Below are 23,526 nucleotides of genomic sequence, written 5' to 3'. Positions count from 1 at the left end.
CGGCCGGCCAAAGGAACTTTCGGGATTGTGGGCAAATTTCCATAATGCCGACACGGCGCCTGCCGAATGCGGCGGAATTGCCTCACTGGGACAAGAATCCGGTCGAGACTGTTCACCTTTCGGTTCCCCGGCGCCGGCCGGCGCGGGTCAGTCGTGGCGGCCGCCGTCGAGCGCCTTCGGCATGGTCCGCGGGCGCCGCCCGGCGGCGTTTTCGAGCAGGGCCTCGACCGCGGCCGTCAGCTCTCCGTGGCGCCGCGCCACCGAGCGCCCCCAGCTCTCGAGCTCGTGCGGCGTCTGCAGCGCCATGGCGGCGACCGACAGCAGCAGAAGCTCCTCGATGTCGAGATTCTCGTCGCGCACCAGGCGGTCGGCGGTGCGGATCAGCCGGTCGCGCGCCGCGACGTCGCGGGCGTGGCCGGCGGCGGCGCGCAGCTCCGCCTCGTAGATGCTCTCGTCGCTCATCGGCTCGGCTGCGCCGTGCCGGTCACCCGGACGGTCCGGCGCCGGGGCGCCGGCCGGGCCGCGCGCGCCGGGACACCAGCGCGATCAGCCAGGCCAGCGACAGGCCGAGCAGCAGGATCATCAGCGGCGGCACGCTGTAGGCGAGATAGCTGTGCGGCAGCGCGCCGGCGAGCGCGAAGGGATCGGCCAGCGCGACGTAGCCCGCGACCGCGATGGTGAGGGCGATCCAGGCGCGGAACAGCCAGCGACGGCGCCGGCTTTCCGGTGGGGGGGCCATGTCGGTCATCGTCCGCTCCGATAGCGAGGGCTCTCCGATCGGTGGAGACCGTTCTCGCTCCAGAACGAAAGTGGCACGGCCTTGTTCCCTGGCGCCTGTCCGCCGCCTGGGCACGCCGCGCTCTGGCAAGGGAGGGAAGAGGGGTGGACCGGCCGCGGCGTCGGGGGGTGGGGGGCAGGGGAGCCGCGGCCGGTCCCGAGAAGTCTGAGACTTCTGACACGACCAGAACGCGGTCCAGGGGCAGGAGTTCCCACGCCCGCGCCGGCCGTGCTGCCGGAACCCGGCCGTCCGGGCCTCGTTACCGCGACGACAGACGCGCAGACCGCGTCGCCGTGCCGTTTGCGGCACGGCCGAACCCCGGCACAGGAGGATCAGCGATGACCCGCCGAACCGACCGACGCGAGGTCGATGCGCGCCGCGATCAGCGGAGCCAGGAGGGCCCGTCGAAGGGCCGGGTCGGACGATGAGCGGCGCCGAGACCGGGAAGCGCCCGGCGCCCGGGGGACGCGGCGCCGAGCAGGAGCGCCTGCGCGAGCGGCTGCAGGAGCTCGACATCTATCTCGGCAACATCGACGCGGACTACGGCCACTCCTTCCGCGCCGAGATCGAGCGGGTGCGCGGCAAGCTCGAGCAGGCCGAGCGCGACCTCGAGGCGCGGGCGGGCGACGGCAGCCTGCACGAGCTCTGGTCGTCGCTGTCCGCGGAGATCCACGAGATCGAAGCCCGCATGAAGCCCTGACCGAGCCCCCTTGCGGCCCGCGGCCCGCGCGCCCGCGGCCTGCGAGCGGCCTCAGCTCTCGCCGGCGATCATGTCGACCGGCTCGACGCGCGTCGAGGACTGCTGCTTGTCGCGGGCGGTCCGGAAGGTCATGCCGTAGCGGTAGCGATCCGCGCGGAAGTGCAGGTAGACGAGCTGCACCGGGCGGCCCCGGTCGTCGCGGAACAGGCGCTCGATCAGCAGCAGCGGCGCATGCTCCTCGACCTCGAGCGGTCCGGCCAGCTCCGGCGTCGCCGTCACCGCGGCGATCGACTGCTCGACCCGGTCGATGACCAGGCCGCTGCGCACCAGGACGAGCAGCAGCGGCTCGCTCTCCAGCGTCGCGCGCGACAGGCTCTCCATCACGCCGACCGGCAGGTAGGCGAGCGACCGGCACAGCGGCGCGCCGCCCATCCGGCGCAGCCTGACCACCCGATGGACCGGGGCCGCCGGCCGTACGTCCAGCCGGGCCGCGATCTCGGCCGAGGCGGGCACGATCGCCATGTCGATCACCCGGGTCTCGGTCCGGAAGCCGACGCTGAGGATGTTCACCAGCTCGGCGTCCAGCTCGGCCTCGGCGGGACCGTGCAGCCGGCGTGGCGTCAGGCGCGTCGGGCGTCCCTGGCGGCGCTGGATCAGGCCCTGCTGCTCGAGCTCCTGCAGCGCCCGGCGCACGGTGATCCGGGAGACGCCGTAGGCGCGCTCGATGCCGGCTTCGCTCGGCAGCTGGCTGGCGCGGTCGAACTCGCCGGCGAAGATGCGCCGCCTCAGGTCGGCGAGCAGCTGGCGGTAGAGCGGGATCGCCGCGCTGCCGTCCAGCGGGCTGGACGGGCCGCCGTCGGTGGGCGCGCTGCTGGCTCGGGCCTGGTTGGTCATGCTCCTGCTCGTCGGGCGTGCCGGCCGGCCATGGTGGCGGCCGGCCCTCTTAACCATGTTGGTCTTCCGATCGTGGAAGTCGAATGCGTCGAGCCGGCGGCGGGTTCCGGTGCCTTGCCGGATCGCCCCGGCGCAGCGCTCAGAAGCCGGCCAGGACGGTCTTGCCGATCGCCTTGCCGCTCTCGACCAGGGCGTGCACGCGGCGCAGGGTCGCGGCGTCGACCGGACCGGCGGTCTCGGTCAGCGTGCTGCGCAGGACGCCGGCCTCGACCAGGGCCGAGACCTCGCTCAGCAGCCGGTGCTGCTCGATCATGTCGGCGGTGCCGAACAGCGAGCGGGTGAACATGAACTCCCAGGCGATGCGCACGCTCTTGCGCTTGAACGGCAGGATGTCGAAGGCCTTCGGGTCGTCGATCACGGCCAGCCCGCCCTGGGGCGCGATCAGCTTCGCAATCGCCGGCAGATGCTGCTCCGTCGCGGTCAGGCCGGCGACGTGCTCGACCGGCCCGAGCCCGACGTCGGCCAGCGCCTCGTCGAGCGGCCGGCGGTGGTCGACGACGTGATGGGCGCCCATGCGCCGCACCCAGTCGGCGGTCTCGGGGCGCGAGGCGGTGGCGATGACGGTCAGGCCGGTCAGGCGGCTGGCCAGCTGGATCAGGATCGAGCCGACGCCGCCGGCGCCGCCGATCACCAGCAGGCTGCCGCCGCCGGTCTTCACGCCGTAGGGCACGGCCAGGCGTTCGAACAGCAGCTCCCAGGCGGTGATCGCGGTCAGCGGCAGGGCCGCCGCCTCGGCGAAGTCCAGGCAGGCGGGCTTGCGGCCGACGATGCGCTCGTCGACCAGGTGAAGCTCGCTGTCGCTGCCCGGCCGGTCGATGGCGCCGGCGTAGAAGACCGCGTCGCCCGGCCGGAACAGCGTGACCTCGGATCCGACCGCCTCGACCGTGCCGGCGGCGTCCCAGCCGAGCACCTGTACCTCGCCCTCGGCCGGCTGCGCACGCAGGCGCATCTTGGTGTCGACCGGGTTGACCGAGACCGCCTGGACCCGGACCAGCAGGTCGCGCGGGCCCGGCGTCGGCTCGGGCAGCGTGAGGTCGATCAGGGAATCGGGCTCGGCGATGGGCTTGGACTGGCGGTAGCCGACGGCTTTCATGGCGGATCTCCCTGGTGCGGCTGCGGGGCGCCTACTCTGGCCGGCACGCGCGCGGCCGCGAAGGGAAATCCCGGCACAGGTTCTTCGCGGCGGACTTGGAAAAAGCCTCGCTGCGACGGCTGGCCGGCCACCTGCGAGGACTCGAATTAACCGCCGGATTCCTCAGGGATTTTCAGAGTTCTTCCCAAGCCTGGACGCGCTTAGTTATTGCCACGTCTTGACTTTTGCCGATTTTTTGATTAAACAAACGTTCAGTCAATGGCGACCGCAGACGCGACCGCCTTCCCGAAAGAACCACGTTTGGAGAGTGCCGATGGCGCCGCTCGACACCGCGACGCGTGGCGGCGAGACCCCCATGCCCACGACCACAGACGATCCCGTGCGCGGACTGCCGGCCTGGACCTACCGCAACGCCGAGCTGCTCGACCTGGAATACCAGCGGGTCATCCTGGGCAGCTGGCAGATCGCCTGTCACGCCAACGACGTGCGCCAGCCCGGCGACTATTTCGTGCTCGAGCTGATGCGCGATTCGGTGCTGGTGCTGCGCGGCGACGACGGCGTCGTGCGCGCCTTCGCCAACGTCTGCCGGCACCGTGGCTCGAAGCTGCTCGACGGCACCGGCAACTGCCCGAAGGCCGTGGTCTGCCCCTATCACGGCTGGGCCTACGAGCTCGACGGGCGGCTCAAGGGCGTGCCGAGCGAGAGGAGCTTTCCCGGCCTCGACAAGGCCACGCTCGGCCTCCGGGAGATCGAGCTGGAGGTCTTCTTCGGCTTCGTCTTCGTGCGCGTCGCCCGGCCCGAGGACCATCAGGGCCCGGACAGCGTCGCCGAGACCTGGGGCGACTTCGCCGAGCACCTGAAGCCCTACCGCCTCGAGGAGATGGAGCGCATCGAGTTCGGCGACGACATGGTCTGGGACGCCAACTGGAAGGTCGGCGTCGACAACAACCTGGAGAACTATCACATCCCGCTCGGCCATCCCGGCTACCACCGGATGCTCGATAACCAGATGGAGGGCTTCGAGAACGCCCACGGCGTCGCCGGCTCGATCTCGACGCTCAAGCAGCGGCCCTCGTCGAACTGGGTCGAGCGGATGTACCAGAAGCTGGCGCCGACGGTGCTGGCCGCCTACCCGGAGCAGCTGCGCAAGCAGTGGCTGTTCTTCACCATGCCGCCGAACATCGGCCTCGACTTCTATCCGGACTGCGTCGACTACTTCCAGATCCTGCCGCTCGGGCCGACCCGCTGCCAGGTGCGCTACGGCATCTACGGCCACAAGGACGAGCGCCGCGAGATGCGCCTGCTGCGCTATCTCAACTACCGGATCAACGGCAAGGTCGGCGAGGAGGACCGCTGGCTGTCCGAGCGGGTCCAGCAGGGCCTCGCCTCGCACGGCTACGATCCGGGGCCGCTGTCGCGCATCGAGTCCTCGCTGCGCCTGTTCCACCAGCAGATCCGCGAGGCCTGCCCGGTCGCCTCGCTGGACGAGGAGCCGCTGCCCGGCACGGTCCGGCAGCGCGACGCGGAGCTGCTGGCGGCGGAATAGGGAGCTTTCGCTCCGCCCTTCGACAAGCTCAGCGAATTCGGGGAACGATAGTTAGGGGACCGACCGGGCGGGTTGGTCCCCTTTCGCTTCATGGTGAGCCCGTCGAACCATGGAGCGGAGTAGCGCTACCGCTAGCCCTTCGCCCCGTTCATCTCGCTCAGCACGTCGACCAGCTGCGGCACCAGCTCCTCGCCGTGGCCGCTGGCGGTCGCCAGGGTCATGGTCTGCAGGGCCGCCGGCGCCATCAGGCCGACCAGGCCGGCCTCCGAGGCCATGGCGTTGAAGTAGCGCAGGTCCTTGCGGGCGTTGCGGATCGCGAACTGCAGGCCCGAGGGATCCTGCTCCAGGGCCTGGGCCATCATGCGCTGGAAGATGCCGCTGTTGACCGGCCCGGCCGAGACCAGGGCGTTGAGCTGCGCCAGGTCGACGCCGACGCTGCGCGCCGTCGCCACCGCCTCGGCGACCAGGCTGGCCAGGCCCATGGCGATGAAGTTGTTGATCAGCTTCAGCTTGTGCCCGGCGCCGAGCGGCCCGACGTGGAACACGTTCTCGGCGTAGCAGGCCATCACCGGCTTGAGCTGGTCGAACAGCGCCTTGTCCGCGCCGACCATGGTGTTGAGCCGGCCCTCCTCGGCCTCCTTCGGCGTGCGCGTCAGCGGCGCGTCGACGTAGCGCACGCCCCTGGCCGCGGCGGCCTCGGCGAGGCGCAGGGTCGAGCCCGGCTCGGCCGTCGAGGTGTCGACGACGATCAGGCCCTCGCGGGCGCCCTGCAGCAGCCCGTCGGGGCCGGCGACGACGGCCTCGACCTGGTCCGACATCGGCAGGCAGAGGAAGACGATCTCGCTGGCCGCGGCCAGCTCGGCCGGCGTCTTCGCCTCCCTGGCGCCGCGGCCGACCAGGTCGTCGACCGGCTGGCGGTTGCGGTGGCCGAGGATGGTCAGGGGATGGCCCGCGGCCAGCAGGTGCTTGGCCATGCCGTGGCCCATCAGGCCGGCGCCGACGAAGCCGATGGCTTGCTTCTCGCTCATGAATATCTCCCGTTGGATGGTGCGGCTCCAGCCCTCTCCCCCGCCCGGCCACCCAACGACCGTATCCTGGAATGGGTGGCCGGGCGGGGGAGCGGGCCAGCGCCGGGATGGCTCTACACGTCTCCCGCCGGCGAGGCGTAGCGGCGGCGCAGGTGGATGAACAGCGGCGCGATCCAGATCAGCAGCGTGACCACGCCGAGCCCGGCGGCGATCGGCCGCTCGAAGAAGGCCAGCAGGTTGCCGTCCGACTTGATCATCGAGGTCATGAAGGAGTCCTCGAGCAGCGGCCCGAGCACCAGCCCCAGGATCGCCGGGGCGACCGGGAAGCCGTTCTCCTCCATCATGTAGGCGATCAGGCCGAGCACCAGCATGACGCCGACGTCGAAGACCGTGTTGTTGATGGCGAAGGTGCCGACGATGCAGAACATCAGGATCAGCGGCATCAGCACGCCGCGCGGCACGTGCAGCAGCTGCTTCGACGACTTGATCGCCAGCAGGCCGAGCGGGAACAGCAGCAGGTTGGCCAGGAAGAATGACAGGAAGACCGCGTAGATCAGCTCCGGGTGGTAGAGGAACACCGTCGGCCCGGGGTTCATGCCCTTCATGTAGAGCACGCCGATGACGATCGCGGTGATCGAGTCGCCGGGGATGCCGAAGACCAGGGCCGGGACCCAGGCGCCGCCGAGCCCGGCGTTGTTCGAGGAGCCGGCGTCGACGATGCCCTCGGGGTGGCCGGTGCCGAACTTCTCCTTCTCGCGCGAGAACTTCTTGGAGACGGCGTAGGAGATCCAGGCGGCGATGTCCGAGCCGGCGCCGGGCAGGGCGCCGACCAGCGTGCCGATCACGCTGCCGCGCAGCAGGTTCAGCTTGTAGCGCCCGAGCACCGGGCCGAGGCCCTTGAAGACGTTGCCGATCCTCTCCTGCGGCGCCTTCGGCTGCGGGTTCACGGTGGTGACGCTGCGGATCACCTCGGCCAGCGCGAACATGCCGATCATCGCCGGGATGAAGTTGATGCCGCCCATCAGGTCGACGTTGCCGAAGGTGAAGCGCGGGAAGCCGGACATCGGGTCGATGCCGATGGTCGCGATGAACAGGCCGAGCAGCAGCGAGACGAAGCCCTTCAGCGGCTCGTCGGAGGCGACGAAGGCGGCGCAGGTCAGGCCCATACAGGCCAGCCAGAAGTACTCGAAGGAGCTGAAGTTGAGCGCGATGTCGGCGAGCACCGGCGCCGAGCTGGCCAGCACGGCGCTGCCGAACAGGCCGCCGATGATCGCGCTCGACAGGCTGACGCCGAGCGCCAGCTCGGCCTTGCCCCGGCGGGTCATGGCATGGGCCTCGTCGACGTAGGCCGCCGAGGCCGGCGTGCCGGGGATGCGCAGCAGCGCGCCCGGGATGTCGCCGGCGAAGATCGCCATGGCCGTCGCGGTGACGATGGCGGCCAGGGCGGGCACCGGGTCCATGAAGAAGGTGACCGGGACCAGCAGCGCCGTCGCCATGGTCGCCGAGAGGCCGGGGATCGCGCCCATGAACAGGCCGAACAGCCCGGCCATGATCATGACCATCAGCACGTAGGGGTCGAGGATCAGCCCGAAGGCGAGGTCGATCGCATGCATGGTGCCGGCCCTACCAGGAGACCGGGGGCAGGATGCCCCAGGGCAGCGGCACCCGCAGGATGACGCCGAACATCTGCTGGATCGCCAGGGTGGCGACGGCGGCGATGGCCAGGCTGGAGCCGAGGTGCCTCAGGCCGCGCAGCCGGGTCATCAGGGCCGCGAGCACCAGGAAGGAGGTCGGGATGAAGCCGAGCGGCTTGGCGACCAGGATGTAGAAGATCAGCAGGGCGATCAGCAGCGCGAAGTTCGCGAGGTGGGCGGGCGACTGCATCCAGTCGGCGACCTCGAGCATCCGGCCGCCTGCCGTCGGGCCGCCCGCGGCGCCGCTGCCGCGCCGCGTCCGCAGGCCGCGGACGACCAGCGCGAGGCCGCTGATCACCATCAGGATGCCGATGATCTGGGGGAACAGGGCCGGGCCGTAGTCCTGGCCCGGCATCGGCGGAAAGCTCAGGGTCTGGTAGAGGACCCCGGCGGCGAACGCGATCAGGATCGCGCCCGGCACGGCATCGTTGACCTTCACGAGGGCAACCCTCCGCGGCAGGGAAGGGGGCGGCAGGCGAGGCGCCGGACGGCGGGGCGGGACGGCCCGCCGGGGACCGTCCCGCCCCGTCCGTCGCGGGCTACTTGACCAGGCCGGCCTTCTTCATGACCTCGCCCAGGTCCTTGTCGGCGGAGGCCATGAACTCGGTCGCCTCCTTCGGGCCGCGCCAGACCGTCCCGAAGCCGCGGCTCTTCATGAAGTCCTGGAACTCCTTGCTCTTGTAGGCCTTCTCGAGAGACGCCGAGGCCTTCTGCACGATCGCGTCCGGGATGCCCTTCGGCCCGGCAATGACGCGCCAGGCGCCGACCGTCCAGTCGGAGCCGGTCGCCTCCTTGAGGGTCGGCACGTCGGGGAAGATGCCCAGGCGCTCCGTGCCCATGTTGGCCAGCGGCCGGACCTTGCCGGCCTCGATCAGGGCGCGGCCCTCGGCCAGCGAGGAGGTCACGAGATCGACGCCGCCGGCGACCATGTCCTTGAGCGCGGGCGCCGAGCCCTGGCTCGGCACCCAGGTCACCTGGTCGCCGGGCAGGCCTTCCGAGAGCATCCAGCCGGCGAGGCCGAGATGCCAGATGCCGCCCTGGCCGGTGCCGGAGGCCTTGAAGGTGCCCTTCGGCTTGGCCTTGATCGCGGCCAGCAGGTCCTTCGCCGACTTGTAGGGCGAATCCTCGCCGACCATCAGCCCGCCGGGGTCCAGGTTGACCTGGCCGAGCACCGCGTAGTCCTTGTAGGAGAGGTCGGTCAGGCCCTGCCAGTGCATCATCGCGATCTCGACCGTGACGACGCCGAGCGTGTAGCCGTCGGGGTCGGCCGTCGCGATCGCCGAGTGGCCGACGACGCCGCTGCCGCCCGTTCGGTTGACCACGTTGACCGGCTGGCCGAGGTCCTTCTCCATCAGGCTGGCGATGATGCGGCCGACCGCATCGGTGCCGCCGCCCGCGCCCCAGGGCACGATGATCGTGATCGGCCGCTCCGGCCACTCGGCCCGGGCGGCAGGCGCGGCCAAGCCGGTCGCCGCCAGCACCGCGGCGGCACCGGCAAGGGAAAGCAGGGTCCGTCTCAGCATCTCGTTCCTCCCGTTGGTTCTTCGTTGTGGCCGGCCGGTCTCCGCTGCCGGCTTCAGTCGTCGTACAATGCAGGGCAGGGGCGGCCGAGTCATCATATAACCGCCATGCGCGAGAGGCGGGGCGGGCCTGCGGAGCGGCGTGGGCGGGGACGGGAGGGCGGCGGCTACCGCCGGGGCCGCACGAACGGCGTCCGGGCCAGGCCGAGCAGCAGGAAGAGGCTGCAGACGGCGGTCATGATCGCCGGCAGGCCGTTCGGGCCGACCCAGTCCATGGCGGCGCCGGCGAGCGGCGGTCCGCTGAGGTTGCCCAGGCAGTAGACCATCACGAAGAGCGCGTTGGCCTGGGCCAGGGCGCCGCCCTGGAAGCGCTCGCCGAGCATCGCCAGGGCGACGGTGTAGAGCCCGACGAAGACGCCGCCCCAGACGAACAGCAGCGGCCAGAGCAGCAGCGGCTGGCCGGCGACGAAGGGCAGGGCCAGCGCCCCGGCGCCGCCGACCGCGCCGCAGGCCAGCAGCATCGCGCGCCGGTCGAGGTGGTCCGACAGCCAGCCGAGCGGGACCTGCAGGAAGACCGTGCCGGCGACGGCCACCGAGAGCATCAGCACCGCCTGGTCCTGGGGCAGGCCGATCCTGAGGCCGTAGATCGCCAGCAGCGACAGCACGCTGGAATCCATGACCCCGGAGACCACGGTCGCGGCGAAGACCGTCGGCGCGACCAGGATCGCCGACCAGCGGCTGTGCTCGCCATGGGCCTCGACGGTCGGCGCGGCGTCGCCGACGCAGAGCAGCGGCAGCGCGGCCAGGGCCACGGTCAGGGAGATGAAGCCGAAGGGCGCGAAGCCCTCCAGGTCGACCAGGGTCAGCAGCGCCGGTCCGGCGGCGAAGCCGATCGACATCAGCGTCGCGTAGAGCCCGGCCAGCAGGCCGCGGCTCGACTTCGGCGCCAGGGCGTTGAGCCAGGTCTCGCTGACGATCCAGTGCACCGCCATGCCGAGGCCGACCAGGAAGCGCAGGACGAACCAGGCCTCGATCTGCCGGAACTGCGACATCAGCAGGAAGCAGACGACGATCAGCGCGAGGCCGCAGAGCAGCAGCGGCAGGGCGCGCACCCGGCGCAGCAGGACCGGCAGCAGGAAGCCCATCAGCAGGGTCGCCACGATCGGCGTCGCGGCGTTGAGGCCGATCAGCCAGGTCGCGGTGCCGCGTCGCTCCAGCAGCAGGGCGATCAGCGGGATCGCCGTGCCGAAGGTCAGGCCGGCGGCCAGGATCGAGGTCAGCACGGCGACTAGGCCGCGGCGACGGCGCGCGGCGTCGAGCGGGCGCTCGAAGCGGCCGGCCTGCTCGAGCGGCGGATGCGGGATCGGGTCGGGCGCGGTCACGTCCCGACGATCCGCAGCGCCGCGCCCGGCGGCCGCTCCGCCGCCTCGCGCCGCCGGCCGGCGATCAGCGCGTCGACCGCGAGGCAGCCGCTGCGCTGCACGATCACCGGGTTGAGGTCCAGGCTGCCGAGCGTGCCCGCCAGGGCGACCGCGGCGCGCGACAGGGCCGAGGCGGCCTCGGCCAGGGCCGCCAGGTCGCGGGCCGGCCGGCCGCGCCCGGCGCCGAGCCTGCGGCCGAGGCGCAGGCCCCCGATCGCGCGCGCCGCCGTCGCGGCGTCGAAGGGCGCCAGCAGGAAGGCCGCGTCCTTCTCCTCCTCGATCTCCAGGCCGCCGCTGCCGATCACCACGACCGGCCCGAAGTCGGGGTCGTCGAGGATGCCGAGCGCCGCCTCGATGCCCGGCTCGGCCATCGCCGAGACCAGCACCTTGGGCCCGAGCGTCGCGGTCATCTCGGCGTAGGCGCGGATCAGCGCCGGCGCGTCGCCGAGGTCGAGGCGCACGCCGCCGACGTCGCTCTTGTGGGCGAGGCCGGCCTTGGCAGTCTTGAGCGCGACCGGATAGCCGAGCGCCTCGGCGGCCTCCAGGGCGTCGTCGACCGTCTCGGCGCTGCGGCAGGCGACGGCCGGCACGCCGGCCTCGGCGACCAGCGCCAGCGCCTCGGCCTCGCCGAGCGGCCCCTGCGCCAGCCAGGGCTTCCAGCGCGCCGCGAAGGCCTCCGGCAGGGGCGCCAGCTCGGCCGGGCGGACGCGGTCGCGGCGGTCCAGCAGGTGCTTCGCCGCCTTGAGCGCCCACCACTCGCCGTCGATCACCGGCAGGCCGGCCCGGGTCAGCTCCAGGTCCAGGGGATCGCTGCCGCTGCCGTGGCGCGAGGTCACCAGCGCCACCGGCTTGCTCGTGCGCTGCGCCGCCTCCAGGGCGGCCCGGCAGTAGCTCGGCTCCAGCCGGCCGCCGCCCTCGCGGTCGAAGCAGAAGAAGGCGAGGGCGGTGTCCGGGTCCTCGGCCAGGGCGGTCAGGCAGTCGGCGAAGACCGCCTCGCTGTCGCGCCCGGTGCCCCAGGCGTCGAGCGGGTTGACCGGCGGCAGGCCGGCATCGAGCCGGCGGGCGAGGCGCGCCACGGTCTCGCGGCTCGGCAGGCCGTAGCGCACCCCCAGCCGCTCGGCGAGGTCGAGCCAGAGGCCGCGCTCGCCGCCGCTGTCGTGCATCGTCGCCAGGCCACCGGCCGCCGGCTTGCGCGGGTGCAGCAGCAGCTGCACCGTCGCCGCCAGCTCGTCCAGCGTCTCGACCCGGGTCACGCCGTAGCGCTCGAAGAGCGCGCCGTAGACCGCGTCGTCGCCGGCCAGCGCGCCGGAGTGGCTGACCGCCAGCTCCGCGCTGCGCCGGCTGCGCCCGACCTTGAGCGCGACCACGGGGATGTCGCGCGCCTCGGCGCGGGCGAGGGCCGCGGCGAAGCCGGCCGGGTCGCGCGCCGTCTCCATGAACAGCGCGATGACCTCGGTCTCCGGCCGGTCGAGCGCCCAGTCCATGTAGTCGGCGAGGCTCGTCACCAGCTCGTTGCCGGTCGAGACGGCGAGCGACCAGCCGATGCGGTCCTCGCAGTCCGACAGGGCCGAGAGCACCGAGCCCGAATGGCTGAGCAGCACGGCGCCGCCCTCGACCCCCGGCGGCGAGGCGCGGAAGCCGCAGACCCCGACCTTGTCGCGGAAGTTGTGGAAGCCCATGCCGTTGGGGCCGCAGATCGGCACCCCGGCCGCGCGCGCCTTGGCGTGCAGGCGCGCCGGCAGGCAGGGGTCGCCGGCCGGGCTGCCGCTGGCGAAGATCGTCGCGGCGCGCATGCCGGCGGCCAGGGCCTCGTCGAAGGCCGCTTCGAGCCGCTCGTTCGGCAGGCAGAAGACCACCAGGTCCGGCGGCTCCGGCAGGCCGGTGCAGTCCGGGAAGCAGGCCAGGCCCTCGAGCTCCCGGTAGTTCGGATTGACCGGGAAGACGCGGCCGGCGAAGCCGGCGGCGAGCAGCTGCGCCAGGGTCAGCTGGCCGACGCTGCCGGCGCGCGCAGAGGCGCCGACGATCGCGACCGAGCGCGGGGAGAGGAGAGGGTCGAGGCGGTGCGGCACGGGGGTGGCTCTTCTGCGAGTGCTACGGCGGCTTCAGCCCTCACCCTCCCACGCTCCGCGTGGGCCCCTCCCTCTCCCCCAAGGGGCGAGGGTCTTGACGGGGCGCTTCGGTGAACCCTCGCCCCTTGGGGGAGAGGGTGCCGAGCGTGAGCGAGGCGGGTGAGGGGTGACGCGGGCTCCGTCTTTCGAAATCAGCCCCGCCGATGGGCCGGCTGGTAGAAGCGCGGCTCGACGACGGTGGCGGCGGCCTCGACGCGGCCTTGCGTCACCTCCTTGACGTAGTAGACGTCGGCCTTGAGCTTCCGCCCGGGCTCCGCGTAGCCGGCCTCGACCGTCGCCAGGGCGATGTTGCGCTTCAGGACCGGCGACCAGCAGGCCGAGGTGACCTGGCCGACCTCGCGCCGCCCGGCGTAGAGATAGGCGGCGTGGGCCGGCTTGCGGCCCTCGATGTCGAGGCCGACCAGGCGCCGCCTCGGGCCGCCGGCGGCGCGCTCGGCCTCGATGGCGCGGCGGCCGTTAAAGTAGCCCGGCTTCTTCGGGTCGACCGCCCAGCCGAGGCCCAGGTCGTCCGGCGTGCGCATCTGGCTCTCGCGCAGGGCGTGGTTGGCGCCGACATACTCGACGTTGATCAGAATGTGCCCGGCCTCGATGCGCAGGGTGTTCAGTGCCTGCGAGCCCATGGGCCGCAGGTAGTGCCGGTCGGCGACGGCCATCAGCCGGTCCCAGAGGGTCTCGGCGCGCTCCGGCGCGATCCACAGCTCGAAGCCGAGGTCGCCGGTGAAGCCGGTACGGCTGATCTCGATCTCGCCGCCCTCGAAGCCGAAGCGGCCGAGCCCGAAGAACGGCAGCCTCGCCGCCTCGCCGAGGCCGATGTCCTCGAGCACCCGCTTGGCCAGGGGGCCCTGCAGGGCGAGGCCGGCGATCGCGTCGGTGACCTCCTCGACCGTCACGTCGAAGCCGTAGGCGCAGTCCTCGAGCCAGAAGAGCTGCGGCTCGGCGGCGTTGAGCCGGAAGCTCGCCGCCGATTCGCGGAACAGCGTGCCCTCCTCGATGACCCGGCCCCTGCCGTCGCACCAGGGGCCGTAGAGCGCGCGGCCCGGCTTCAGCTTGGTGACGTCGCGGGTCATCAGGCGGTCGAGCATCGCCTCGGCGTCGGGCCCGGCGATGCGGTACTTCAGCATCGGCGAGACGTCGTAGAGCGAGGCCGCGGTGCGCGTCGCGAAGTACTCGTCCTCGGGCGACAGGAAGGTCGTGACCGTGGTGTGGCCCTGCCAGCGCTCCCAGGCGTTGACCAGGTTGAGCGCCGCGGTGCGGCGATGGAAGGGCGTCGGCTGCAGCATCGCGCCGCCGCCGATGATCGGGCTGTCTGACATCTGCCGTCCTCCCTCGTCAGCGCCGGGCCCTGGTCGCGGCCAGGGCGGCGCGCGCGGCATTGGCGCCGGGCCGGCCGGTCAGGCCGCCGCCCGGATGGCTGCCGGCGCCGCACAGCCAGAGGCCCTGGATCGGCGTCGCGTACTGCGCGAGGCCCGGCGCCGGGCGCAGCAGGTAGGTCTGGTCGAGCCCGGTCTCCAGGTGGTGCCAGTGGCCGCCGGGCGCGCCGGTCGCGGCCTCGACCTGCTTCGGGGTCAGCGCCTCGACCGCCTCGATGGTCTCGGCGAGGCCCGGCGCCAGATCGGCGAGCGCCGCCGTGGTGCGCTGGATCAGCGCCTGCTTCAGCGCGCCGTCGTCGCGGTTGCGCAGGCGGTAGGGCACGTTGGCCAGGGTCGCGCTCAGGATCGGCTTCTGCCCGCTGCCCAGCTGGTGGGCGTCGGCGAGGCCGGGCAGGGTGATCTCCATGGCGAGGCGGTCCGGCAGCTCGCCGTACTTGGCGGCGTCGTGACCGCGCTCGACGAAGCCGAGGTCCGGCGCGAAGACCAGCCGCGAGCGGCCGAGGTCGCCGGCCGAGAGGCCGAAGTCGGGCACCGCGCCGAGGCGCAGCCAGACCTTGGCGGTGCCGCCTTCGCCGCGGGCGTGGCGCAGGCTGCGCACCAGGTCGGCGTCGAGCTGGCGCACCCCGACGAGGTCGAGCAGCGTCGTCCTGGGATGCGCGCTCGACAGCACGGTGCGGCAGTCGATCTCGCTGCCGTCGGCCAGGGCGAGGCCGTTGACCCGGCCGTTGTCGACCAGCACCTGCGCGACCCTGGCGCCGGTGCGGATCTCGACGCCGGCGGCGCGCGCCGCGCGCTCCAGCGCCGCGATCAGCGCGGCGGGGCCGCCCTTCGGCAGGGCGGCGGCGCCGCGCCGCCCGGCGATCGTGCCGGACTTGCGCTGCAGCAGGGTGTAGACGGTGTTCGGCGAGCGCGGCCCGAAGCGGTTGCCGAGCACCGCGTCGAAGCCGATCAGGCCCTTGAGCGCGTCGGTCTCGAAGACCTCCTCGGTCAGGTCCGCTGCGTTCATGCCGATGATGCGCAGCAGGTCGCGCATGTCCTTGCGGCCGAGCCGCCGCATCGCCCAGCCGAGCCTGAGGTACTCCAGCCGCTCCGCCCAGTCCTGGAACTTCAGGGTCGGCGGCACGCGGTCGAGGAAGGGCGCCAGCGCGTCGGCGAGGCGCGCGAGCCGCGCCTCGAAGGCCGGGAAGCGCTCGGCGTCGCGCGGCGAGAAGCGGCCGATCGAGCGGCGCGTCGTCTCGGCGTCGCGGCCCGAGACGACCAGCAGCTCGCCGCCCGGCAGCAGCGCCACGTCGTCCATCGTGGCGACGGCGAACTCCAGGCCGTGGCGGTGCAGCTCCAGGCCCTGGACCAGGGCCGGCGACAGGCCGTCGACCAGGTGGGCCGCGCCGGCGGAATCGAAGCCTCCGTCGCTGCCCGGGCTCCTGGGACCGAGGGTCGCCATGCCGCCCAGGCGCTCGCCGGCCTCGAGCAGCACCACCGAGCGGCCGGCGCGGGCCGCCAGGGCCGCCGCGACCAGGCCGTTGTGGCCGCCGCCGACGACCGCGACGTCGTAGCGCCCGCCCTGCCTTGCGGCTCCGGTCATGCCGCCCTCCTGACGCCGGCGTCGTGCAGCAGCTCGCGCGCCGCGTTGGCGCCGGGCGCGCCCATGACGCCGCCGCCGGGATGGGTCGAGGAGCCGCACATGTAGAGCCCGCCCAGCGGCCCGCGGTACTGGGCGTAGCCGGGGATCGGCCGGTTGAACAGCAGCTGGTCGAGGGTCAGCTCGCCGTGGAAGATGTTGCCCTCGGTCAGGCCGACCTCGTTCTCCAGGTCCCAGGGCGTGCGCACCCAGCAGTCGAGGATCAGGTCGCGGAAGCCCGGCGAGTAGAGCTCGATCGTGTCGAGCACGGTCTTGCCGAAGGCGTCGCGCTTCTCCGGCGTCCAGGGACCGTCGGCGAGCGTCGGCGGCACGTACTGCACGAAGACCGACATGTAGTGCTTGCCCGGCGGGGCCATGGTCGGGTCGTAGTGCGTCGGCACGGTGATGTCGAGGAAGGGCTCGCGCGACCACTGGCCGTTCTTCCAGTCGTCGTAGCCGCGCTCCAGGTACTCCATCGATTCGCTGATCAGGATGCCGCCGCGCTTCAGCAGCGGCTCGTCCCTGAGCGCCGGGAACTCGGGCAGCCGGTCGAGGGCGATGTTGAGCTTGCCGGAGGAGCCGCGGATCTTGAAGCTCTCGACCGCCTCCAGGAAGTCCGTCGGCAGCTCCTTGCGCGGCGCGAGCTTCAGGTAGGTGCGCTTGACGTCGAGGTTGGAGACGACGCGCGTGCCCAGCACCTCCTCGCCGCCGACCAGGGCGACGCCCTCGACCCGGCCGTTCCTCACGATCAGCTGCTCGACCTCGGCCGCGGTGCGGATCTCGGCGCCGTGCTCCTGCGCCGCGGCGGCCAGCGCCTGGGAGATCGCGCCCATGCCGCCGACCGCGAAGCCCCAGGCGCCGACGTGGCCGTCGAGGTCGCCCATGACGTGGTGCAGCAGCACGTAGGCGCTGCCGGGCGAGTAGGGGCCGAGCGCCGTGCCGATGATCGAGTTGCCGGCCAGCGAGCCCTTCAGCAGGTCGGACTCGAAGTAGCGGTCCAGGAAGTCGCCGCAGCTCATGGTCCAGAACTGCATGGCCTGGGCGAGGCCGTCCTCGCCGAGCTGGGCGAAGGCCTTCTGCAGCTTCCTCAGGCCCTTGAGGTCCTTGAGCCGGACCGAGGTCGGGTCGGGCGGCGTCTCCAGCAGCAGCGGCCGGATCATCCGGCACTGGCGGTAGATGTCGCGGTTGAACTCGGCGTAGGCGTCGGCGTCGCGGCGCGAATGGCGGGCGATCGAGCGGCGCGTCTTGGCGGGATCGTGGAAGAAGGCGATCGAGTCGCCGTTGCGCGCGATCGTCGCCGAGTTCTCGTAGGGGATGATCCGCAGGCCGTGCTTCGACAGCTCCAGGTCGCGCATGATCTCGGCGCGCAGCAGCGAGCAGACGTAGGAGCAGGAGGAGTAGAGGAAGCCGGCGTGGCGCTCCTCGCTGACCGCGGCGCCGCCGATGCGGTCGCGCCGCTCCAGCACCATCACGCTGAGGCCGGCACGGGCCAGGTAGGCGGCGGCCGTCAGCCCGTTGTGGCCGGCACCGACCACGATGGCATCGTAGCGCTTCATCGCTTCCGCTTCCTCCCCCTTGCCCGCTGATGGAACGGCGGCAGTCTAGGTCGGGTCCGGTTTCCTGTCCAGTCGCTGAATGATCCGTCAGTCAAAATCAGACCAGTAAGGCGAGCTTTTTCATTGATTTAGGAACCTGACTATCGCAGTCTGTCCGGGCAATAGCGGGAGGTCAGGGTGACCCAGGAAGCCAAGCGGGACCGGCGTCGCCAGCAGCTCATCGAGGCGACGATCGACACCATCGCCGAGCGCGGCCTGGTCGGCACGACCCTGGCCCAGGTCGCCAAGGCGGCCGGCGTCAGCTACGGCGTCGTCGGCTTCTACTTCCGCAGCAAGGACGCGCTGCTGCGCGCCACGCTCGACCAGCTCGCCGCCGACTACGAGGCGGTTGCGTCGCGCGCCGCCGAGAAGGCCGGGCCCTCGCCCGCGGCAAAGCTGGTCGCCATCGTCGAGGCCGACTTCTCGGCCGAGGTCGCGCAGCGCCGCAAGATCGCTGCCTGGACCGCCTTCTGGTCGGAATCACGCGCAACGCCGGCCTTCAAGCAGCGCTGCATCGAGCTGCAGGACGCCTATCTCGCCCTGACCGGCGCGCTCTGCCGCAGCATCGTCGAGGCCGGCGGCTACGCGGTCGATCCCCAGGTCGCCGCGGCGGGCCTCAACGCCATGGTCTACGGCCAGTGGATCGAGCTGCAGCTGCGTGGCAGCAAGCTCGGCCGCGAGCAGGCGAAGAAGCCCTGCCTGCTCTACCTCAAGGCGCTCTTCCCCGACGAACTGGCCGCGCTGGTGCGCGACGCCGCCTGATGCCGGCGCCGTCCTGTTCCGTGCCCACACATCCCTCGACAGGCTCGGGATGAAGCGAACTGCAAGTGATCCCGATCGGTCGCTTCGTCCCGAGCTTGTCGAGGGGCGTGGGAGTTCCGACGCCTTCGTTCACCCAGCCTTGCCGCCTTCACTCCAACCCCCGAAGAGACAGCGATGACCTATCCCCTCTCGTCCGACCACCGCGCGCTGCAGGCGCGTGTCCGCGCCTTCGCCGATCGCTTCCTGATCCCCCACGAGGTCCACGCCGAGCTGAACGACGGCGCGTTCCCGGACGGCGCCGAGGCGGCGGCGCGCGCCGAGGCGGCGCGGCTCGGCCTCTGCGCCATGAACATGCCGAAGGCGCTCGGCGGCAGCGGCCTCAGCACCCTCGAGCAGGTGCTGGTCTCGGAGCAGATCGGCCGGGTCACCAACGGCCTCGGCTGGCTGGTCACGACGCCGGCGCGCTGCCTCGCCGAGGTCGCGACCGAGCAGCAGCTCGAGACCTGGGTCAAGCCGACGATCCGCGGCGAGCGCCACGAGTGTTACGCGATCACCGAGGAGGAGGCGGGCAGCGACGTCGATGCGATCCGCACGACGGCGCGCCGGGACGGCGGGCACTACGTCATCGACGGCGAGAAGTGGCACGTCACCAGCGCCAACCAGGCCGACTACCTGGTCGTCCAGGCCAAGCTGGCCGACGGCCCGAACGCCGGCACCCACGCGCTCTTCTACGTCGAGTGCCGCGCGCCCGGCGTGCGCTTCGTGCGGACCCCGGCCTACAGTCACACCTATGCCCACCATCATCCGATCGTCGCCTTCGAGGGCGTGCGCGTGCCGGAAGCCAATCGGATCGGCGCGGAGGGGCAAGGCATGGCCTTCACCCACGACTGGTTCCGCTACGAGCGCCTGATGATCGCCGCGCGCTGCTGCGGCGCCGCCGAGCGGCTGATCGAGGAGGCGACGGCCTTCGCGAAGGGCCGCATCGCCTTCGGCCAGCCGATCTTCGACAACCAGTCGATCCAGTTCATGCTCGCCGACTCGCTGACCGAGCTCTGGGCGGCGCGCCTCATGGTCTACCGCCTCGCCGAGGCGCATGATGCCGGCGAGGACGTCAAGATCCTCCACGGGCAGTGCTCCATGGCGAAGCTCTACGGCTCCGAGATGGCCAACCGCGTCGCCGACCGCGCGGTGCAGATCTTCGGCGGCCGCGGCTACATGCGCGAGAACGTCGCCGAGCGCTTCTTCCGCGAGCTGCGCGTCGACCGGATCTGGGAAGGCACCAGCGAGATCCAGCGCTCGATCATCGCCGGGCAGCTGGCCAAGCGCGGCCAGGAGGCGCTGATTGGCTAGGTCGCGGCACCCTCGCTCCTCGCCGGGCCTGCTTCCGGCCCTGCTGTCGCTCGTCCTGCTGGCGCCCGTCCTGCTGGCGCCCGTCCTGCTGGCGCCGCCGGCGGTCGCCGAGGAGGCCGCGCCGACGCCCGCCCCGACCCAGAGCGCCCAACCCGCCGAGCCGGCTGAGCCGGCCGAGCCCTGTGGCGCCTGCACCGGATCGCTGGTCAAGGCCTGGCGTATCAGGCACGGCGATCCGAAGCATCCGGCACCAACCAAGTTCCTGAACCACAAGGGAAAAGACTCCAAGGACAGCAATCTCGCTGATTGATTGGACAATCAAAACAGGCTGTGCAAGACTTGGGTTTTGGGAGGGGCGCAGCGCTCGTCCGCCGGCAGAAAGCGGGCGCGTTCGCGCCAGCGATGAACCGAGTGCTTCCGCCGATGCCATCGGCGCGCCGCCGGCCGCACCGGCGGGTGCCACGCGGCTCTGCGACCGGCGGGCACGACCAAACGGGAGGCTGCCAATGAACCAGAACAGCAAGTTCCAGAAGACCCCGAGCACAGCCGCGACGGAGGCCGGTTCCCCGGCGCTGTCGCGCCGCGATTTCCACCGCCTGCTCGCTGGTGCCGGCCTCGCGGTCGGCGGCCTGGCCGCCGGCGGCACCCTGGCGCTGCCGGGCCGCGCCCGCGCCGCGGACATCAACCTGACGGTCTTCGAGTGGTCGGGCTACGACGACCCCTCGCTGTTCCCGGAGTTCGTCAAGAAGTACGGCGGCCAGCCGAACTTCGCGATCTTCGCCGAGGAGGAGGAGGCCTATCAGAAGCTGCGCGCCGGCTTCAAGGTCGACCTCGCCCACCCCTGCACCCTGTCGGTCGGCCGCTGGCGCGACGCCGGCCTGCTGAAGCCGATCGACACCAGCCGGATCGCGCGCTGGAAGGACATCCCGACCGACATGCTGGCCGCCAAGGGCATCATGGCCGACGGCAAGACCTGGTTCATGCCCTTCGACTGGGGCAACTCGACGATCATCTATCGCGAGGACGAGCTGCCGAAGGCCGAGCAGTCCTACAAGCTGCTGCTCGATCCGAAGCTCAAGGGCAAGGTCTCGATGTTCGATTCGGTCGACGAGGCCTTCGTCTTCGCGTCCGGGGTGCTCGGCTACAAGAGCCACATGGACCTGACCGACGACCAGATCCAGAAGTGCGCCGAGGTGCTGCGCCAGCTGCACAAGAACGTGCGCTTCTACTGGAGCGACCCGACGGCGCTGCAGCAGGCCATGGCGGCCGGCGAGGTGACCGCGGCCTGGGCCTGGACCGACTCCTACCTGGCGCTCAAGGGCGAGAAGGTGGACGTCAAGTTCATGTTCCCGAAGGAGGGGCTGTCGACCTGGATGTGCGGCATGGTCATGCTGAAGGACGCGCCGGGCAACCTCGACCAGGCCTACGACTACCTCAACGCCATGCTCGACCCGCAGGTCGGCAAGGTGCTGATCGACGACTGGGGCTACGGCCACTCCAACAGGAACAGCTACAAGCTGGCGACCAGCGAGCTGGCCAAGCAGCTCGGCCTGACCTCGGACCTCGACAAGTTCCTGAAAGGCACGCGCTACCAGGGCGAGATCCCGCCGGAGAAGCGCGAGAAGATGATCGACATCTTCGAGCAGGTGAAGCTCGGCGGCTGACGCGCAAGCGCGCGACGGGGGGACCGCAGGAGCCGGGCCGGCCGGGGGACACCTCGGCCGGCCTTTTCCGTCGCTTCCGTTCCCCAATTCGCTTCGGCCTGAGGCCGGCGAAGGGCGAGTCGAACCGGCGCCAAAAGAGCTGCCGCTCGTTAGCACGGTCTCAAGCGAGATCCTCGGGGCCGTCGGGGCAGCAGTCGCCATGCTCTTCTGGATGGCGTACGCCGCCATGGTCACGCTGGGTCCGCGGCACGGCGACGATGGTAGCAGCTCCGACGCGGCGGCTACTGGCCACGCATCGCTGACTGCTCATAGCGCTTCTTTTCCTTCCGGTTGCTTCAGAAGGTTGCTATCTTAAGTGGCGCTGTCATCAAGAAAGTTTCAAGTGGTGAATAAAGATCAAAAGATCTGGATTTACCTGTAAATACCGAGAAATATTGAAGGAAAATCAAAATATAGCTCTGACTTAAAGGTTATTTCGTGAAATGATGGTGATATAAATGGTGATGGAATGGCCAAAATATTGATATATGTGTTGACCTCTTTATCAATTATCGCGATTTTTCAAGGAAATTCGGCCTTTTCTGGAGGAATAGATCCAGGAAAAGAGAAAGTGGAACCTGTATTATATGGGTTCTGGAATGAATGTGATAATCCATGTGGCAGCAATCAATTCGCTTTTTGCGTAATGAGTGACAGATACATAAATAGTCAATGTTCTTATTCTAAAATAATTGCGCCATCAGGATTTGGTGGGCCCTGTAATTTGGGGTCGCAGAAGCCGTTTTGTTCACCGATAAATAAATACCCTAATGTGATCAACTATCAGGGGCTGAAAGGGAGCGGCGCTGTATGGCGTGGCTCGGCTCCAGCCTGTGATCCAGATTGCGGCGATGGGTACTTTGCTCTCTGCCGGTCCAAGGATGGCAAGAAGTGCGATTTTTCGAGCTCGGTAGATATTTCGCAACTTCCCGGTTCGTTCGGCCATGAGTGCGTGACAGGACGGAAAGTCTATTGTGTGCCGCTAGGAGTCATGTTCGGGTCCCCGTAGTCTTCTCAAGACCTTCTTCCGCTCGGGACCTCGTCCCCGCAGGGAGCAGAGCGCCAGCGCTCACGGCAGGTTCTCGCGCAGCACGATGTCGAGCGTGACCGGCGGCACGCCGAGCAGCAGCGGCCGGCGGTCGCGCAGGTTGCGGAAGATGGCGAGGCTGTTGCGCACCAGGCTCTCGGGGTTCTGGTTGATCAGGGCGTCGATGGCGTCCTCGACCAGCAGCGCGCGGGTGCTCGGGCTCAGCCCGTGGCCGATCAGCACGACCTCGCCGCTGCGCCCGGCGTCGCGCAGCGCCCGGGCGATGCCGTCGGTCGAGCCGCCGACGTTGTAGAGCCCGACCAGGTCCGGCAGGTCGGCGAGCAGGCGGCGGGTCAGGCGGTAGTTCTCGTCGGGGTCGTCGTGGCCCTCGCGCGTGCCGGTGACCCGGCAGTCGGGCAGGGTCTCCTCGATCAGGCTTAGGAAGCCCATCTGGCGCTCCTCGTGGGCCCGGTAGCTGCGGCTGCCGGCGATCAGCGCGACCGACCCGCCGGTCGAGCCGCCGGTCGAGTCGCCGGGCCGCCGCCGCGCGAAGCGGCCGAGCAGGTAGGCGGCGGTGCGCCCGGCGGCGCGGTTGTCGAGCCCGACGTAGGCGCTGCGTCCCGAGCTCGAGAGGTCGGAGATCAGCGTGACCACCGGCTTGCCGGCGTCGGCGAGCCGCGCCACCGCCTCGCGCACGACCGGATGGTCGAGGGCCATGAAGGCGAGGCCGTCGGCCTCGGCGCCGTAGCGGCCGAGCGCCTCGGCGAGCGCCCGCGGGTTGAAGCCCTCGATGAAGAAGCAGCGGATCCGGCAGTCGGCCGAGCCCGGCTCCTCGGCGATGTCGCGGATCGTGCGGCCGAGCTGCTGCAGGTACTGGTTGCTGCCCGCCGGCAGCAGGAAGACCAGCTTCAGGGTCGGCGGCCGGAGCAGGGCGCCGAGCTCGCCCTCGGGCCGGTAGCCGAGCCGCGCCGCGGCTTCCAGCACGCGCTGCGCGGTCGCCGGCTTGACCCCGGCACGGCCGTTGAGCACGCGGTCGACCGTCGCCGGCGAGACGCCGGCCGTCTCGGCCACGTCGGTCAGGATCGGCCGCCTGTTCCGGCTCATGGGCTCGCTTCGTTCAGGATGAAAAGACATCAAAATACATCACTCTTTCGCATTTGACGTCAACCTTCCCTCTTCATAGCCTTGTGCACATAGAGGAAAAGGCCGGCTTTCGGACCGGCAGCGGCCAATCAAAA

The 23,526-nt window shown here is 70.8% G+C and carries 20 protein-coding genes; 6 read left to right on the top strand and 14 right to left on the bottom strand.

Going from position 1 to position 23,526, the window contains the following annotated elements; all coding sequences use genetic code 11:
• Positions 1–147 precede the first annotated feature (147 nt).
• Positions 148–462, bottom strand: coding sequence for a hypothetical protein (locus B9O00_RS09490; protein ID WP_085122273.1), 315 nt, complete (start codon positions 460–462; stop codon positions 148–150).
• Between the two features lie 22 nt (positions 463–484).
• Entirely contained in the window at positions 485–748 is a 264-nt protein-coding gene (locus B9O00_RS09485; RefSeq protein ID WP_085122270.1) for a hypothetical protein, read from the bottom strand.
• A 454-nt stretch (positions 749–1,202) separates the two neighbouring features.
• Between B9O00_RS09485 and B9O00_RS09480 the strand changes: the two genes are divergently transcribed.
• A complete protein-coding gene (locus B9O00_RS09480) occupies positions 1,203–1,478 on the top strand; it encodes a hypothetical protein (RefSeq protein WP_085122268.1) in 276 nt (91 codons plus the stop codon).
• Between the two features lie 51 nt (positions 1,479–1,529).
• Here B9O00_RS09480 and B9O00_RS09475 read toward each other — a convergent pair whose 3' ends face one another.
• Positions 1,530–2,372, bottom strand: a complete 843-nt coding sequence (locus B9O00_RS09475; protein WP_159460162.1) for a GntR family transcriptional regulator — start codon at positions 2,370–2,372, stop codon at positions 1,530–1,532.
• Between the two features lie 139 nt (positions 2,373–2,511).
• Positions 2,512–3,525 carry a zinc-binding alcohol dehydrogenase family protein gene (locus tag B9O00_RS09470; RefSeq protein ID WP_085122264.1) on the bottom strand — a complete coding sequence of 338 codons (1,014 nt, stop codon included), beginning with the start codon at positions 3,523–3,525 and terminating at the stop codon, positions 2,512–2,514.
• Positions 3,526–3,880: 355 nt separating this feature from the next.
• Here B9O00_RS09470 and B9O00_RS09465 point away from each other — a divergent pair, with 355 nt between their 5' ends.
• Positions 3,881–5,071: an aromatic ring-hydroxylating oxygenase subunit alpha gene (locus B9O00_RS09465; RefSeq protein ID WP_159460161.1), complete on the top strand. Its 1,191-nt coding sequence runs from the start codon at positions 3,881–3,883 to the stop codon at positions 5,069–5,071.
• A gap of 131 nt (positions 5,072–5,202) precedes the next feature.
• On the opposite strand, the gene B9O00_RS09460 is transcribed toward B9O00_RS09465, so the two are convergent.
• From B9O00_RS09460 to B9O00_RS09420, 9 genes are all read right to left on the bottom strand, one after another.
• Positions 5,203–6,099: an NAD(P)-dependent oxidoreductase gene (locus B9O00_RS09460; RefSeq protein ID WP_085122259.1), complete on the bottom strand. Its 897-nt coding sequence runs from the start codon at positions 6,097–6,099 to the stop codon at positions 5,203–5,205.
• A 113-nt stretch (positions 6,100–6,212) separates the two neighbouring features.
• On the bottom strand, positions 6,213–7,712 hold the full coding sequence (locus B9O00_RS09455) for a tripartite tricarboxylate transporter permease (RefSeq protein ID WP_085122257.1): 1,500 nt from the start codon (positions 7,710–7,712) through the stop codon (positions 6,213–6,215).
• A 10-nt stretch (positions 7,713–7,722) separates the two neighbouring features.
• Complete coding sequence (locus B9O00_RS09450; RefSeq protein WP_159460160.1) at positions 7,723–8,232, bottom strand: tripartite tricarboxylate transporter TctB family protein; 510 nt, start codon at positions 8,230–8,232, stop codon at positions 7,723–7,725.
• 100 nt (positions 8,233–8,332) lie between these two features.
• Complete coding sequence (locus B9O00_RS09445) at positions 8,333–9,316, bottom strand: tripartite tricarboxylate transporter substrate binding protein (RefSeq protein WP_085122253.1); 984 nt, start codon at positions 9,314–9,316, stop codon at positions 8,333–8,335.
• A 164-nt stretch (positions 9,317–9,480) separates the two neighbouring features.
• A complete protein-coding gene (locus B9O00_RS09440; RefSeq protein WP_159460159.1) occupies positions 9,481–10,695 on the bottom strand; it encodes an MFS transporter in 1,215 nt (404 codons plus the stop codon).
• Positions 10,692–12,803: an acetate--CoA ligase family protein gene (locus B9O00_RS09435; protein ID WP_085122251.1), complete on the bottom strand. Its 2,112-nt coding sequence runs from the start codon at positions 12,801–12,803 to the stop codon at positions 10,692–10,694. The genes B9O00_RS09440 and B9O00_RS09435 overlap by 4 nt, the downstream gene beginning before the upstream one ends.
• 191 nt (positions 12,804–12,994) lie before the next feature.
• The gene (locus tag B9O00_RS09430) at positions 12,995–14,176 is read right to left on the bottom strand and encodes an aminomethyl transferase family protein (protein ID WP_159460158.1); all 1,182 of its coding nucleotides are present in this window, start codon (positions 14,174–14,176) and stop codon (positions 12,995–12,997) included.
• Between the two features lie 16 nt (positions 14,177–14,192).
• On the bottom strand, positions 14,193–15,815 hold the full coding sequence (locus tag B9O00_RS33025) for a phytoene desaturase family protein (protein WP_085122247.1): 1,623 nt from the start codon (positions 15,813–15,815) through the stop codon (positions 14,193–14,195).
• Positions 15,812–17,407 carry a phytoene desaturase family protein gene (locus B9O00_RS09420; protein ID WP_085122245.1) on the bottom strand — a complete coding sequence of 532 codons (1,596 nt, stop codon included), beginning with the start codon at positions 17,405–17,407 and terminating at the stop codon, positions 15,812–15,814. Before B9O00_RS09420 ends, B9O00_RS33025 begins: the two co-directional genes overlap by 4 nt.
• Positions 17,408–17,584: 177 nt before the next feature.
• On the opposite strand from B9O00_RS09420, the gene betI reads away from it, so the two are divergent.
• From betI to B9O00_RS09400, 4 genes are all read left to right on the top strand, one after another.
• The gene (gene betI, locus B9O00_RS09415) at positions 17,585–18,208 is read left to right on the top strand and encodes a transcriptional regulator BetI (RefSeq protein WP_085122243.1); all 624 of its coding nucleotides are present in this window, start codon (positions 17,585–17,587) and stop codon (positions 18,206–18,208) included.
• 174 nt (positions 18,209–18,382) lie between these two features.
• Entirely contained in the window at positions 18,383–19,558 is a 1,176-nt protein-coding gene (locus tag B9O00_RS09410) for an acyl-CoA dehydrogenase family protein (RefSeq protein ID WP_085122241.1), read from the top strand.
• Positions 19,551–19,868 (top strand): hypothetical protein, encoded by a 318-nt coding sequence (locus tag B9O00_RS09405; protein ID WP_085122239.1) that lies wholly within the window; start codon positions 19,551–19,553, stop codon positions 19,866–19,868. Before B9O00_RS09410 ends, B9O00_RS09405 begins: the two co-directional genes overlap by 8 nt.
• Positions 19,869–20,064: 196 nt before the next feature.
• Positions 20,065–21,222, top strand: a complete 1,158-nt coding sequence (locus B9O00_RS09400) for an ABC transporter substrate-binding protein (protein WP_085122237.1) — start codon at positions 20,065–20,067, stop codon at positions 21,220–21,222.
• A 1,108-nt stretch (positions 21,223–22,330) separates the two neighbouring features.
• On the opposite strand, the gene B9O00_RS09395 is transcribed toward B9O00_RS09400, so the two are convergent.
• On the bottom strand, positions 22,331–23,392 hold the full coding sequence (locus B9O00_RS09395) for a LacI family DNA-binding transcriptional regulator (RefSeq protein WP_089229632.1): 1,062 nt from the start codon (positions 23,390–23,392) through the stop codon (positions 22,331–22,333).
• Positions 23,393–23,526: the final 134 nt, after the last annotated feature.

Origin of the sequence: Tistlia consotensis USBA 355, from assembly GCF_900177295.1 — a bacterium.
Lineage (GTDB): Bacteria > Pseudomonadota > Alphaproteobacteria > Kiloniellales > DSM-21159 > Tistlia > Tistlia consotensis.
This window is presented reverse-complemented; position numbering and strand designations above follow the sequence as displayed.